The following is a 13428-nucleotide window of genomic DNA, read 5'->3' on the forward strand; positions in this document are numbered from 1 at the left end:
GGCCGGGAGCGCGCGGTTGCTCACTGCCCGAGGGCGCGGGTGCGGGCCGCGTGGAACGCGGCCCGGGGGTCGGGGTGCGCGTAGGACCAGGGTGCCGGGGTGGCGTGCGCGCCGATGCGCTGGAACAGGGCCGCCGCCTCGGCCGGGCGGCCGGCGCGGGTCAGGGCGAACGCGAGGTGGTTGAGGTCGATGTGGCGGCGCGGGTGGTCGTCGTGCTCCCACTCCAGCCACCAGTCGAACGAGGCGCGCAGGATGCGCCGGGCCCGCGGGCCGGACCAGTGCCCGCAGGCGGCGGGGTCGGCCGGGGCCGGGCCGGTGGCGGCGAGGACCCGGTAGCGCTCGGCGTAGGCGACGACCGGCAGGACGGCCAGCGGGGAGTCGGCGGGGGCCGCGGCGGCCGCCAGTTCGGCGAGGTCGTACACCTCGTGGGCCTCGGCCGTGCGGCTGGCCGCCGGCCGTTCGGCGAGGCGTGCGATCAGCAGGTGGTGGGCATGGTGGTGCTCGGGGTGCCGGCGGCGCACGGCGCCGAAGGTGCCGAGCACCTCGCGTTCGGGGCCGAGGGCGCGGGCGAGCAGCAGCCTGCCGAGCCAGGGGGTGGGGTCGGCGGGGGCGAGGCCCGCGGCGGTGGCGCAGGCCTCGCGGGCCCGGCCGGGGTCCTCCTTGCCGCCCAGCGCGCGGTGCACCAGGGCCAGGGCGAGCAGCGTGGTGGCGTCGGCGGAGCCGGGCTCGGCGGCCAGCCAGTCGCTCGCCCAGGCGGCGGCGTACGGGTCCTGCGCGAGCACGGTGAGGCGGTGGCCGCGGCGGTCCCAGTCGTCGCCGGTGTGCACCAGCAGGGAGCGCGCGGCCTGCCGTCGGCCCTGGGCCAACGCAGCGCTGGCGGTGCGCAGTTCGGCGTCGTCGAGCGCGGCGTCGAAGGCTCCGGGGTCGTCCTGGGCGGTCGCGCCGGACGCTTTCGTGGGGTCCCGGCGAGCGCCGAGCAGAGGCGGGAGAGGGGGCACCGCGGGGCTTCCTGTTTCTCGGGCTGCCATCGACCGGTCACACACAGCAAACCCCCAGCCAAGGGTCCAGTCAAGCGGAACGGCTCTGTGGGGGGCTTCAACCACCTTGCGCTCAGCCGCACTTGAGGCCTTCCGGTGCAGGTCGCCGCATCCGGACACCCGCGCCCGCCGCACTCTCCTGTGGCGTGTGCCATGGCGTGCCGGGCCGTGCCGCTCCGGCTTCTGTGGCGTATGCCATGGCGTTCCGGGCCGTCCGCGCCCGCTTCTGTGGCGTGCGCCATGGCGCCGTGTCCGCCGGTTGCGGAGCATGGCGAGTCAATCGCCCGGTTCCGGGCACATGCGGGGCACCCTTGTCCCCGGAGCGCTACAGTCGGCCACTACCCGCCCGTGGCCGGCCGGATGATCGAGGTACACAGCGTGTCGGTTCTGGTTCTCCTCCTCGCCGTGAGCGCCGCCTGCTGTCTGGGCTTCGGGTTCGTCCTCCAGCAGGACGCGGCACAGAAGGCCCCGCTGAGCGACTTCCTCTCCTTCCGGCTGCTGCTCGACCTGGTGCGGGTGCCGCGCTGGCTCGGCGGGCTCGGGCTGATGGTGGCCGGCATGGTGCTCGGCGCGGTCGCCCTCGGCAGGGGCGAGATCTCCCTGGTCGAGCCGCTGCTCGCGACCAATCTGCTGTTCGCCCTCGCCCTGTCCCGGTACCGGACCAAACAGGCCCTGGGCCGCCAGGGCTGGGCCGGACTGCTGCTGCTCGCGGGCGGGGTGAGCGCGTTCATCGTGGCGGGCGAGCCACGCGGCGGCACGGCCGTCGCCGACCCGCTGCGGCACTGGCTGATCATCGGGGCCGTGACGGGCGCGGCCCTGGCCCTCACGACGTACGCCAAGCGCTCCCGGATGAGCTGGGGCCCGGTACTGCTGGCCCTGGCGGCCGGACTGCTGTACGGCGTCCAGGACGCGCTGACCCGGGTGAGCGGCATCCGCTTCGCCGAGGGCGGCCTCACCGGGCTGTTCACCGGCTGGCAGCCGTACGGCGTGGTGGTGTGCGGGGTCACCGGGCTCGTCCTGGTGCAGAGCGCATTCGAGACGGCCCCGCTGCGCATGTCCCTGCCCGCGCTGACGGCGGCCGAGCCGCTCGCCGGGATCCTGTGCGGGGTGGGCTTTCTCGGCGACCGGCTGCGCACCGACACCGGGGCGCTGGCCTGGGAGGCGGCCGGTCTCGCGGCCGTGGTGGCGGGCATCGTGCTGCTCGGGCTGCACCCGGCCATGCCGTGCGGCCCCGCGGAGCCGGAGCACCGGCCCGGGGACCTCCAGCGACGCTGAGCCCGCCCTGCTTGGATACGGGCATGAATCCTGCTGACGAGATCCTCGACATCGTCGACGAGCACGACCGGGTCGTCGCCCAGTGCCCGCGCGGCGAGGCCCACGCGCGCGGGCTGCGCCACCGCTGCGTGTTCGTCCAGGCCCGGGACGCGGCCGGCCGGCTCTTCGTGCACCGGCGCACCGCGACGAAGCTGGTCTTCCCCTCCCTGTACGACATGTTCGTCGGCGGGGTCGTCGGCGCGGGCGAGTCCTACGACGAGGCGGCGCTGCGGGAGGCGGAGGAGGAGCTGGGGGTGCGGGGGCTGCCCCGGCCGGAGTTCCTCTTCACGTTCCTCTACGACGGCGGCCCCGGGCGGAGCTGGTGGTCGGCGGTGTACGAGGTGCGCTGCGACCTGCCCGTACGGCCGCAGGCCGAGGAGGTCCAGTGGCACGCCTTCCTGCCCGAGGACGAGGTCGAGCGGCGGCTCGGTACGTGGGAGTGGGTGCCGGACGGGCTGGCCGCGTACGAGCGGCTGCGGGCGTTCCGGGCGGGCCGGTGATCGCCGGGTAGGGTCGGCCGTGTGAGCGAATTCGTGCGGAACATCCGGTTGTGGTTCGCGCCGGAGCGGGTGCGGGACGAGGGCGGTACGCCCGACTACCGTTTCTCGCTGGCCAACGAGCGCACCTTCCTCGCCTGGCTGCGCACCGCGCTGGCGCTGATCGGCGGCGGATTCGCGGTGGACCAGTTCCTGCCGGACCTGCGCTGGGCGTGGCGGGCCGGGCTCGCGCTCGCGCTGCTGGCCGCCGGTGTGCTGTGCTCCCTGCGCGCGGTGAACCACTGGGTGCGCTGCGAGCGGGCGATGCGCCGCGGCGAGGACCTGCCCGCGTCCCGCTTCCCGGTGCTGCTGAGCCTGGTCGTCGCGGTGGTGGCCGTCGCGATGGTCGTGGTGGTGCTGGTCGGGTGGGAGGGGTGACACCGGGCCGGGGCCGCCCGGCGGACGGGGGCCCGTTCGACGGGGATCCGGCGGGCCGGGATCCCGGGCTGCAGCCCGAGCGGACCCGGCTGGCCTGGCGGCGTACGACCCTGTCCGGTGCGGTGGTCGCCGTCCTGGGCGTCAAGACGGCGCTGCACGACGGCGCGTCGGCCACCGGGATCCTCATGGGCGCGCTGTGCTGCGGGCTCTGGCTGGGCTTCCTCGTCGTGGCACACCACCGCATCCGCGCCCTGTCCACCGGGACCCCGCCGCCCGTCCTCGCCCCCCGCCACGCGACGACGGCCGTGCTGTGCGCGGTGGCGACGGCCGCGTGCGCCGCGGTGCTGGTGCTGTAGACGCGGTGCTGGTGCTGTAGGCGGGGGCCGGTCAGGCGGTCTCCTCTTCCGCCGCCTCGCCCACCGTGACGACGATCTTGCCGCGGGTGTGCCCCTCCTGGCTCAGCCGGTGGGCGTCGGCCGTGCGGGCCAGGGGGAAGGTCTGCTGGACGTGGACGGTGAGAGCGCCCTGGTCCGCCAGGTGCGACAGCTGCCGCAGGTCCTCGGCGTCCGGGCGGACGAAGCAGTAGCGGCCGCCGTAGGCCGTCACCTCGGGGTCGGCGATCGAGGCCAGCCGGCCCTCCGGGGCGAGCAGGTTGGCCGAGGTCTTCAGCGTGTCGCCGCCGACGGTGTCGAAGACCGCCTCCACGCCCTCGGGGGCGAGCGCGCGCACGCGTTCGGCCAGGCCGTCGCCGTAGGCCACCGGTTCGCCGCCCAGCGCGCGGACGTGGTCGTGGTTGCTCTCGCCGGCCGTGCCGATGACCCGGGCGCCGAGGTGGACGGCGATCTGGACGGCGAGCGAGCCGACCCCGCCGGCGGCCGCGTGCACGAGCACGGTCTCGCCCCGCTTCACCTCCAGTGCCTTGAACAGGACCTGGTAGGCGGTGAGCCCGGCCAGCGGCAGCCCGGCGGCCTCCTCGAAGGACAGTGCGCGCGGCTTGCGGGCCAGGGTGCGCACGGGCGCGGCGACGTACTCGGCGAAGGTGCCGCGGGAGAGGAAGTCCTCGCGGACGTAGCCGATGACCTCGTCGCCGGCGGCGAACTCGGTGACCGCGGCCCCGGGGCGCACCACCACCCCGCTGACGTCCCAGCCGGGGATCACCGGGAAGACGGCGTCCAGGGCCGGGTCCAGATATCCCTCGCGGCACTTCCAGTCGACGGGGTTGACGGCCGCCGCGCGCACCTTCACCAGCACCTGGTCGGGGCCGACCTTGGGGTCGCGCAGCTCGCCGTACTCCAGCACCTCGGGTCCGCCGTAGCGGCGGTAGCTGATGCCCTTCATGCCCTCGACCCTCCGGGGTTCTCGTGCGCCACGCAACCGGAATATCCGGATAAGCGGCTTTCGCGTGGCAGCCTTGCGGTCGTCACCCCCGTACCCCCCGAAGGGGAGCACCATGACCACCGTTCACCGGGAACACAGCGAGCACGGGACGCACGGCCACGGGCCGGGCTGCGGGCACCACGCCGTACCGCACGGCGACCACGTGGACTACGCCCACGACGGCCATCTGCACCGGGAGCACGAGGGCCACTGGGACGAGTGCGAGCCGGCCGGGCACACCGTCCACGAGGGCCACGAGCACGTGCACCACGACGAGTGCGGGCACGCGCAGGTGCCGCACGGCGACCACGTGGACTATCTGCACGGCGGGCACCGGCACGCCGAGCACGGGGACCACTGGGACGACCACTGACCCCTCGCGGACACCGGCCACGGCCCTCCGGGCAGCGCACCGGGGGGCCGTCGGCATATCGTGGCCCCGGTCACGTTTCCCGCCGGGTTCGGCCTCCGCACTGGACGACATACCGACCGGTCGGCATCATGAGTCCTGTTCTTGTTCTCCCGTTGGCACAGGAGTGATGAATGAGCGCCGACCACCCGCCCGGACTCGACCTGGACCGGCTGCGCGCCCTGCTGGAGCGCGAGCGGCCCGGCCTGGTCGGCGGCCCGCTGACCGGACGGCTCATCGAGGGCGGGCGGTCGAACCTCACCTACGCGCTCTCGGACGGCACCTCGAAGTGGGTCGTCCGCCGCCCCCCGCTCGGCCATGTGCTGGCCACCGCGCACGACATGCGGCGCGAACACCGGGTCATCAGCGCGCTGCACCCGACCCGGGTGCCGGTCCCCCGTCCGCTGCTGCTGTGCGAGGACGAGGAGGTGCTCGGGGCGCCCTTCTACGTGATGGAGTTCGTGGAGGGCACCCCGTACCGCACCGCCGGCCAGCTCGCCCCGCTCGGCCCGCAGCGCACCCGGGACGCGGTGCTGTCCCTGGTGGACACGCTGGTCGAGCTGCACGCGGTGGACCCCGCCTCGGTGGGCCTCGCGGACTTCGGCCGCCCCGAGGGCTTCCTGGACCGGCAACTGCGCCGCTGGGGCAAGCAGTTGGACGCCTCCCGCAACCGCGACCTGGCGGGCATCGACGAGCTGCACGCGGCCCTCGGCCGTGATCTGCCCCGCTCCCCCGCCCCGGCCGTCGTGCACGGCGACTACCGGCTCGACAACGTCCTGATCGGGGACGACGACCGGATCAGGGCCATCCTCGACTGGGAGATGTCCACGCTCGGCGACCCGTTGACCGACCTCGGCCTGCTGGTGATGTACAGCCGGCCGCTCGGGGCGCCGGACTCCCCCGTCTCCACCACCGCCGAGGCCCCGGGCCACCCCGACCCGCGGGAGCTGGTCGAGCGATACGCGGCCGGCTCCGGTCGGGACGTCTCGGCCGTCTCCTGGTACACGGCGTTCGCCTGGTTCAAGCTCGCCGTGATCCTGGAGGGCATCCACTACCGGTACACGCTCGGCCAGACGGTCGGCCGCGGCTTCGACCGCATCGGCGACCTCGTGCCCGTCTTCATCGACCACGGACTGACCACTCTCCAGGAAGGCTGACCGGTATGGACTTCGCGTTCGACGCGCGCACCGAGGAGCTGCGCGCCAGGCTCCTCACCTTCATGGACGAGTACGTCTACCCGGCCGAGGCGGTCGCCGAGGAGCAGCGGGCCGCGCTCGCCTCGCCGTGGGACACCCCGGCCGTGGTCGGGGAGCTGAAGGCCGAGGCGCGCAGGCAGGGCCTGTGGAATCTGTTCCTCCCCGACGCCGGGTACGGCGCCGGGCTCACCAACCTCCAGTACGCCCCGCTCGCCGAGATCACCGGCCGCTCCCCCCACCTGGCACCGACCGCGACCAACTGCGCCGCGCCCGACACCGGGAACATGGAGGTGCTGACGCAGTTCGGCACCGAGGAGCAGAAGAAGCAGTGGCTGGAGCCGCTGCTGGCCGGCGAGATCCGCTCGGCGTTCGCGATGACCGAGCCGGAGGTGGCCTCCTCGGACGCCACCAACATCACCACGCACATCCGCCGCGACGGCGACGAGTACGTGATCACTGGTCGCAAGTGGTACATCTCCGGGGCGATGAACCCGGACTGCAGGATCTTCATCGTGATGGGCAAGACCGACCCGGACGGCCCCGACCTCCGCCGCCAGCAGTCCATGGTCCTGGTCCCGCGCGACACCCCCGGCGTCACGGTCAGGCGCGCGATGCAGGTCTTCGGCTACGAGGACCACTCGCACGGCGGGCACGCCGAGGTGGTCTTCGACCAGGCGCGCGTGCCGGTGGCGAACCTCGTCGGCGAGGAGGGCGGCGGCTTCGCCATCGCCCAGGCCCGGCTCGGCCCCGGCCGGATCCACCACTGCATGCGGCTGATCGGCATGGCCGAGCGGGCGATCGAGCTGATGTGCAGGCGGGCGGTGGGCCGTACCGCGTTCGGCAAGGCCCTCGCCCGGCAGGGCGTGGTCCAGAACTGGATCGCCGACGCCCGGGTCACCGTCGAGCAGCTGCGGCTGCTGGTGCTGAAGACGGCCTGGCTGATGGACACCGTCGGCAACAAGGGCGCCCACACCGAGATCCAGGCCATCAAGATCGCCACTCCGCGCGCGGTGGTCGGCATCCTGGACCGGGCGATCCAGCTGCACGGCGCGGGCGGGGTGAGCCAGGACTTCCCGCTGGCCGAGCTGTACGCGAGCGCCCGCACGCTGATGCTCGCCGACGGCCCGGACGAGGTGCACCAGCGCTCGCTGGCCCGCCGGGAGCTGAAGCGGTACCTGTAATCCCGTGACGGAGCGCGTGCGGGGGGGCGGTCACCCGGAGGTGAGCGCCCCCCGCACGGTCGCTCTCACGGACGCAGCGCCCGCAGCAGCAGGTCGGCGAGGTGGTCGGCGACCTCCTGGGGGCTCAGGGGGCCGTCGGGGCGGTACCAGGTCGACAGGTGGTGGACGGAGCCGAAGTGGTAGTCCACGATCAGGTCGGCCGGGGTCGCCGTGGAGAAGACGCCGGTCTTCTGGCCCTCCTCGATCAGCGCGCGGAAGCGTTCGTGGTAGCGCCGGCGCTCGGCGCGGACCTGCTTGTTCTTCTCCGGGCTCAGGTGGTGCATGGACCGGAAGAAGATCATCGCGTCGTCGAGGTTCTCGATCGTGGTGACGACGACGTCCGCCGCCGCGCCCCTGAGCCGCTGCTCCACGGGCTCGTCGGCGTTCGCGAAGGTGTCCAGCCGCTCCTGCTGGAGGCGCAGCACGCGGGCGTACACCTCGTGCAGCAGGTCGTCCTTGGAGCCGAAGTAGTGGTACAGCGCCCCCTTGGTGACGCCGGCCGCCTCCACGATCTCCTGCACGGAGGTGCGGTCGTAGCCCTGCTCCGCGAAGAGCCGGGTGGCGGCGGCCAGCAGCCGCTGCGGGACGGGCGTACCGTCCGGGTCCGTCGTCCTGGGCACTGCCGCCACCTGCCTTTCCCGTTCTGCTGATCTTCTGTGCTGCTAGTCCTGTCCGGTGCGGGAACGCAGCTCCCGCCGGAGGATCTTCCCACTCGCCGTCTTGGGCAGGTCGGGCAGGATCTCCACCTGCCGCGGGTACTTGTAGGCGGCCAGTCTCTCCTTGCAGTACGCCGCGAGTTCGGCCGGGTCCGTCTCGGCCCCCGGACGGAGGCTGATATAGGCCTTGACGGTCTCGCCACGGTACCCGTCCGGCACGCCGACCACGGCCGCTTCGCGCACCGCCGGGTGCGTGTACAGGACGTCCTCGACCTCGCGCGGCCACACCTTGAAGCCGGACGCGTTGATCATGTCCTTCTTGCGGTCCACGACGTACAGCCAGCCCTGCTCGTCCATGAACCCGATGTCACCGGTGCGCAGCTCGCCGTCCGGGAAGGTCTCGGCGGTGGCGTCGGGGCGCCGCCAGTAGCCGGGCACCACCTGCGGTCCGCTGACGACGATCTCGCCGTGCTCCCCGAACGGCACCTCCGCGCCCCGCTCGTCCAGGATCCGCACGACCGTGTCGGCGCCGGGCAGGCCCACGGACAGCGTCCCGGACACCGGGTCCACGGGCGCCTCCAGGTGGGGCGGGACGGAGGCGCAGGGGGCGGTGCACTCGGTGAGGCCGTAGCCGACGCGGATGTACGGTCCCAGGCGCTCCCGGAACTTCTCCACCAGGGCCGGCGGCACGGGCGCGCCGCCCGAGGACAGGGTCACGAAGGAGGAGAAGTGCTCGGGGCCGGCGTCCGGGTGGGCGGCGAGCGCCATGTAGGCGGTGGAGGGGCCGACCGTGTAGTGGGGGCGGTGCTCGGCGAAGGCCTCCAGGACGACACCGGCCTCGAAGCGGTAGGTGAGCACCAGGGTGCCCGCGCCGCTCAGGCAGGCGCCGAACTGGCAGACCATGCCGGTGATGTGGAACAGCGGTGCCAGCGCGTAGTAGACGGGTGCCTCGGGCAGACCGAGCCCGGTGGCCTGCCGTTCGGCGTTGTGCATGATGTTGGCGTGCGTGTTGGTGGCGCCCTTGGGGGTGCCGCTGGTGCCGGAGGTGTAACTGATCAGGGCGATGTCGTCGGGGCGCGGCAGGCGGCCCTCGGGGGCCCGGCCGCCCTTCCGGGCCACGGTCACCAGGTCGTCGGCGTCCGGTGCCTGGGGCAGCCGCTCGAAGGCCAGCACGCGCGGGTCGTCGCGCGTCTGGAAGTCCCGCTCGCACGCGGTGAGCGCGATCCGCACCGGCGAGCCGGCGGCCGTCTCGCGCAGGTACGACTCCCAGGCCCGGTCGGAGCAGATCAGCGCGGTCACCTCGGCGTCCCGCAGGACGTGCGCCACCTCGCCCGACTTGTACATGGGGTTGACGGGGACGACGGTCGCGCCCGCCTTCCAGGCGCCGAGCACGGCCAGCACGAAGTGCGGGGAGTTCTGCAGCAGGACGGCCACCCGGTCGCCGCGCTCCAGGCCGCGCGCGGCGAGGTGGGCGGCGACGCCGTCGGTCAGCTCGTCCACCTCGCGGTAGCCGAGCCGGGCGTCGAAGTAGGCGAGGAGGGTGCGGTCGGGGGCCTCGGCGACGGCGTCGCGCAGGGCGTGCACGAGCGAGTCGGCGGGGTCGAGCGGGGCGCGCTGGGTCTCGTCGAGCAGCGCGAGCCAGGGGCGGTCGGCGTAGCGGGAGGTGGTCACCGGCCGGCCTCCCACTTCTGCTGGATGTGGTTCATGGTGGCGAGCCAGCGGTCGGGCTCACCGGCCCGTACCTGGTAGTAGCCGGCGACCTCGGGGTGCGGCAGGATCAGGAAGCGGTCCTCCTCGATGCCCTTGAACAGCGCGTCGGCCACGGCCGCCGGTTCGATCGCGGTGGGCTGGAGCACCAGGTCGCCGGCGCTGCCGGTGGCGGCCAGCATGTCGGTGCGGACGCCTTGCGGGCAGACGGCGTGGACCTTGATCCCGCGGTGGCGGTACGTCAGCGACAGCCACTCGGCGAACGCGTAGGCGCCGTGCTTGGTGACGCTGTAGGAGGGCGCGCCGATCATGGTCAGCAGTCCGGCGGCGGACACGGTGGAGACGAACCGTCCGCTGCCCCGCTCCAGCCAGTCGGGCAGCAGCGCGTGGGCCGCGCGGACGTGGGCCATCAGGTTGACGTCCCAGGACGTCGCCCAGGTCCGCTCGTCCAGCGGGGTGTCGAGGTCGCCGTCCTCGAAGGCGACGCCGGCGTTGGCGCAGTAGACGTCCACCGTGCCGCCGAGCGCGTCCCGGGCCTCGGCGACGATCGCGGAGGCGTCGCCGGGCACGGCCGTACCGCCGATCTCGTCGGCCACCGCCCGGGCCTTGCGGGCGTCCAGGTCGTTGACCACGACCCGGGCGCCCTCGGCGGCGAACCGCCGGGCCAGCGCGGCCCCGATCCCGCCGCCCGCTCCGGTGACGACCACTCCCGCATCCTGCACGGCTTCCACCATCGGTCTCCTTCGACACGACTTTCGCGCGGCGCGCGTCGGCTCTGACCGGCCCAGACTAACCGGTCGGTATGTGTGAAGGAAGGGGAACTGCTCCAACCTGAGGGGCGGGGGGAACTGCGCGACCAGCCCTGCACGGCCCGCACGCGACGATCCACCGGAGGATCCATGCACCTCTCCCGAAGAAGCCTGCTCGCCTCCACCACGCTGGCGGCGGCCCCGACGACTCCCCGGCATCCCGGGCGTCCCGGGGACCCCGGGGACCCTGGGCACCTGCGCACCGGCTTCGAACGACTCGCCGCGGACGGCTACTCGCTCCTGTCCGGACGGAGGGTGGGCGTCGTCACCAACCCCACCGGCATCACCCGGGACGCCGAGCACATCGTGGACGTCATGCACCGCGACCCCCGCGTCGAGCTGACGGCGGTCTTCGGCCCGGAGCACGGCTTCCGCGGCACCGCCCAGGCCGGCGGCTCCGAGGGCCGCTACGACGACCCCGCCACCGGCCTCCCGGTGTACGACACGTACCTCAAGAGCGGCCGGCCCCTCGCCGACGTCTTCACCGCCAGCGGCGTCGACACGGTCGTCTTCGACATCCAGGACGTCGGCGCCCGCTTCTACACCTACATCTGGACCCTCTACGACTGCATGGAGGCGGCCCGGCTCGCCGGAAAACGCTTCGTCGTCCTGGACCGCCCCAACCCGGTGACCGGCCGCGCGGCCACGGGCCCGGTGCTGCACAGGGAGTTCGCCACCTTCGTCGGCCGGCAGCCGATCGCGCAGTCCCACGGGATGACCGTCGCGGAGCTGGCCCGCCTGTTCAACGGGGAGTTCCTGACCACGCCCGTCCCGCTGGAGACCGTACGCATGACGGGCTGGCGGCGCGACGGGTTCTACGACGCCTCCGGCCTGCCCTGGGTGCCGCCGAGCCCGAACATGCCGACCCCGGACACCGCGCTGGTGTACTCCGGCACCTGCCTGTTCGAGGGCACCAACCTCTCCGAGGGGCGGGGCACGACCCGGCCCTTCGAACTCCTCGGCGCCGAGGGCGTCGACGGGCGCTGGGCGGCCGCCGCGAACGAACTGGGGCTGCCGGGCGTGCGGTTCCGGGAGGCGTACTTCACGCCCACGTTCTCCAAGTTCCAGGGCAGGACGGTCGGCGGGGTGCAACTGCACGTGACCGACCGCGCCGCCTACGACCCCGTGCGCACCGGAATCGCGCTGCTGGTGACCGCCCGGAAGGTGTGGAGCGGCTTCGCCTGGCGGTCCGACGACTGGATCGACAAGCTCACCGGTTCCGACCGGGTGCGCACGATGATCGACGCGGGCGCCGGCCCGGACGAGGTGGTGGGCGCCTGGCAGGGGGAGCTGGCCGCGTTCCGGCGGGTGCGAAAGGAATATCTCCTCTACGGGTGAGTCGTCCCCTATGGCCAACCCCCCATCCCCGCAGGACGATACGCACGAAGCGCACCGTTTCGCACCGTGTCCCGAGCGACGAGGGACGAGGGACGAGGGAGCCTGGTATGGCGGATGCTGGGATGAGCGTGACTCCCTACTGGGAGCTGACCTTCGACGCGGACGGGGACGTGGACGGCCCCGAACGCGACCGGCTGTCGGCGCAGGTCACCGAGCACGGTCTGGGTGACCTGGTCGTCTTCTCGCACGGCTGGAACAGCGACCGCTCGGGCGCGACCGCGCTGTACCGCCGTTTCTTCGCCCCGATGCCGAAGCTGGCCCCGAGGGCGCGGCTCGGGTACGTCGGTGTGATCTGGCCGTCGATGCGGTTCAGCGACGAGCCGATCCCCGACTTCCCGAGGTCCGCGCCGGCCGTGGAGGCGCAGGCGGTGCCGCGCCCGGCGCTGGACAGGGACACCCGGCGCGCCCTGCTGGGGGCCTTTCCGGGCCGGGCGCCGGAGCTGGACCAGTTGGCCCGGATGCTGGACGAACGGCCCGACGGCGCGCGGGGGGTGGCCGAGTTCGGACGGCTGGTGCGGCTGCTGCTGGACACCGACGGGGACCCGGGGCCGGCCGACACGGACGAGGTGGGCGAACCGGTGGTGTTCGGCGGGGACCCGGTGGCCGCGTGCGAGCAGTTCGCCGAGGCGCTCGCCGCGCTCGGACCGGAGGGCGGCGGGGCCGGGTTCGGCCTGCCCAATCCGTGGGACGGCGCGAAGGAGCTGCTGCGGCAGGCGACGTACTACCGGATGAAGCAGCGGGCCGGGAAGGTCGGCGAGCAGGGACTCGGTCCGGTCCTCGGGCGGTTGGCCGAGGTGGCACCGGCGGTGCGGGTGCATCTGGTCGGGCACAGCTTCGGCGGCCGGCTGGTGGCGTTCGCGCTGCGCGGGCTGCCCGCGGGCGTGGGCACGGTCAGGTCGCTGACCCTGCTCCAAGGCGCCTTCTCGCACTACGCGTTCACGGACCGGCTGCCGCAGGCCCCGGACCGGTCCGGGGTGCTCAAGGGCCTCCAGCGGCGCGTCGACGGCCCGCTGGTGAGCTGTTACTCGCACTTCGACACGGCCCTCGGCACGTTCTACCCGCTGGCGTCCCGGCTCGCCGGGGACGACCGCTCGTGCGCGGGCAGCGAGATCGCGGCCGTGCTCGGGCCACGCTGGGGGGCCGTGGGGCACGACGGGGTGCAGGCCGTCCCGGGCACCGCCCGCCTGGACCTGGCGGCGGCCCTCGCCGGACCGCTGCCCGCGTCCGGCTGTGTGAACGTGGACGCGGCGGCCGTGGTCCGGCGCGGGGGCGCGCCGACCGGGGCGCACAGCGACATCGTGCACCCCGAACTGGCGCGGTTGGTGCTGGCGGCGGGCGGCATCGTCTGATGTGCGGCCGACGGGCGTCCGGAACCGTCGCCGACGCCCGTC

The 13428-nt window shown here is 73.7% G+C and carries 14 protein-coding genes; 9 read left to right on the forward strand and 5 right to left on the reverse strand.

What is annotated here, in order from left to right; all coding sequences use genetic code 11:
* Positions 1-20: 20 nt before the first annotated feature.
* Positions 21-998: a hypothetical protein gene (locus tag ACZ3ZD_RS21125; RefSeq protein WP_467399453.1), complete on the reverse strand. Its 978-nt coding sequence runs from the start codon at positions 996-998 to the stop codon at positions 21-23.
* Positions 999-1415: 417 nt separating this feature from the next.
* On the opposite strand from ACZ3ZD_RS21125, the gene ACZ3ZD_RS21130 reads away from it, so the two are divergent.
* Genes ACZ3ZD_RS21130 through ACZ3ZD_RS21145 form a run of 4 tightly spaced genes read left to right on the forward strand, consistent with a single transcriptional unit; the run spans position 1416 to position 3621 of the window.
* Positions 1416-2312, forward strand: a complete 897-nt coding sequence (locus ACZ3ZD_RS21130) for a DMT family transporter (RefSeq protein WP_467399455.1) — start codon at positions 1416-1418, stop codon at positions 2310-2312.
* Positions 2313-2335: 23 nt separating this feature from the next.
* The gene (locus ACZ3ZD_RS21135) at positions 2336-2851 is read left to right on the forward strand and encodes an NUDIX hydrolase (protein ID WP_467399458.1); all 516 of its coding nucleotides are present in this window, start codon (positions 2336-2338) and stop codon (positions 2849-2851) included.
* 21 nt (positions 2852-2872) lie between these two features.
* Positions 2873-3265 (forward strand): YidH family protein, encoded by a 393-nt coding sequence (locus tag ACZ3ZD_RS21140; protein WP_467399460.1) that lies wholly within the window; start codon positions 2873-2875, stop codon positions 3263-3265.
* Positions 3262-3621 carry a DUF202 domain-containing protein gene (locus ACZ3ZD_RS21145; RefSeq protein WP_467399463.1) on the forward strand — a complete coding sequence of 120 codons (360 nt, stop codon included), beginning with the start codon at positions 3262-3264 and terminating at the stop codon, positions 3619-3621. The genes ACZ3ZD_RS21140 and ACZ3ZD_RS21145 overlap by 4 nt, the downstream gene beginning before the upstream one ends.
* A gap of 31 nt (positions 3622-3652) precedes the next feature.
* Here the strand turns inward: ACZ3ZD_RS21145 and ACZ3ZD_RS21150 are convergent, their stop codons facing one another.
* Complete coding sequence (locus ACZ3ZD_RS21150; RefSeq protein WP_467399465.1) at positions 3653-4603, reverse strand: NADP-dependent oxidoreductase; 951 nt, start codon at positions 4601-4603, stop codon at positions 3653-3655.
* Positions 4604-4715: 112 nt separating this feature from the next.
* Here ACZ3ZD_RS21150 and ACZ3ZD_RS21155 point away from each other — a divergent pair, with 112 nt between their 5' ends.
* The 3 genes from ACZ3ZD_RS21155 to ACZ3ZD_RS21165 all read left to right on the forward strand — a co-directional run bounded on the left by ACZ3ZD_RS21155 (position 4716) and on the right by ACZ3ZD_RS21165 (position 7428).
* Positions 4716-5015, forward strand: a complete 300-nt coding sequence (locus ACZ3ZD_RS21155; RefSeq protein WP_467399468.1) for a hypothetical protein — start codon at positions 4716-4718, stop codon at positions 5013-5015.
* A 170-nt stretch (positions 5016-5185) separates the two neighbouring features.
* Positions 5186-6208 (forward strand): phosphotransferase family protein, encoded by a 1023-nt coding sequence (locus ACZ3ZD_RS21160; RefSeq protein ID WP_467399470.1) that lies wholly within the window; start codon positions 5186-5188, stop codon positions 6206-6208.
* 5 nt (positions 6209-6213) lie between these two features.
* On the forward strand, positions 6214-7428 hold the full coding sequence (locus tag ACZ3ZD_RS21165) for an acyl-CoA dehydrogenase family protein (RefSeq protein ID WP_467399473.1): 1215 nt from the start codon (positions 6214-6216) through the stop codon (positions 7426-7428).
* Positions 7429-7493: 65 nt separating this feature from the next.
* Here the strand turns inward: ACZ3ZD_RS21165 and ACZ3ZD_RS21170 are convergent, their stop codons facing one another.
* Genes ACZ3ZD_RS21170 through ACZ3ZD_RS21180 form a run of 3 tightly spaced genes read right to left on the reverse strand, consistent with a single transcriptional unit; the run spans position 7494 to position 10564 of the window.
* Complete coding sequence (locus tag ACZ3ZD_RS21170; protein ID WP_467399474.1) at positions 7494-8087, reverse strand: TetR/AcrR family transcriptional regulator; 594 nt, start codon at positions 8085-8087, stop codon at positions 7494-7496.
* A gap of 42 nt (positions 8088-8129) precedes the next feature.
* Positions 8130-9794 (reverse strand): class I adenylate-forming enzyme family protein, encoded by a 1665-nt coding sequence (locus ACZ3ZD_RS21175; protein WP_467399477.1) that lies wholly within the window; start codon positions 9792-9794, stop codon positions 8130-8132.
* A complete protein-coding gene (locus tag ACZ3ZD_RS21180; protein ID WP_467399479.1) occupies positions 9791-10564 on the reverse strand; it encodes an SDR family oxidoreductase in 774 nt (257 codons plus the stop codon). The genes ACZ3ZD_RS21175 and ACZ3ZD_RS21180 overlap by 4 nt, the downstream gene beginning before the upstream one ends.
* Before the next feature lie 165 nt (positions 10565-10729).
* Between ACZ3ZD_RS21180 and ACZ3ZD_RS21185 the strand changes: the two genes are divergently transcribed.
* Together ACZ3ZD_RS21185 and ACZ3ZD_RS21190 are read left to right on the forward strand one after the other, a co-directional pair.
* A complete protein-coding gene (locus tag ACZ3ZD_RS21185; protein WP_467399482.1) occupies positions 10730-11977 on the forward strand; it encodes an exo-beta-N-acetylmuramidase NamZ family protein in 1248 nt (415 codons plus the stop codon).
* A gap of 107 nt (positions 11978-12084) precedes the next feature.
* Positions 12085-13386, forward strand: a complete 1302-nt coding sequence (locus ACZ3ZD_RS21190) for a serine-threonine protein kinase (protein ID WP_467399484.1) — start codon at positions 12085-12087, stop codon at positions 13384-13386.
* The last annotated feature ends 42 nt before the right edge of the window (positions 13387-13428 follow it).

The organism is Streptomyces sp. NPDC023481, assembly GCF_055560195.1.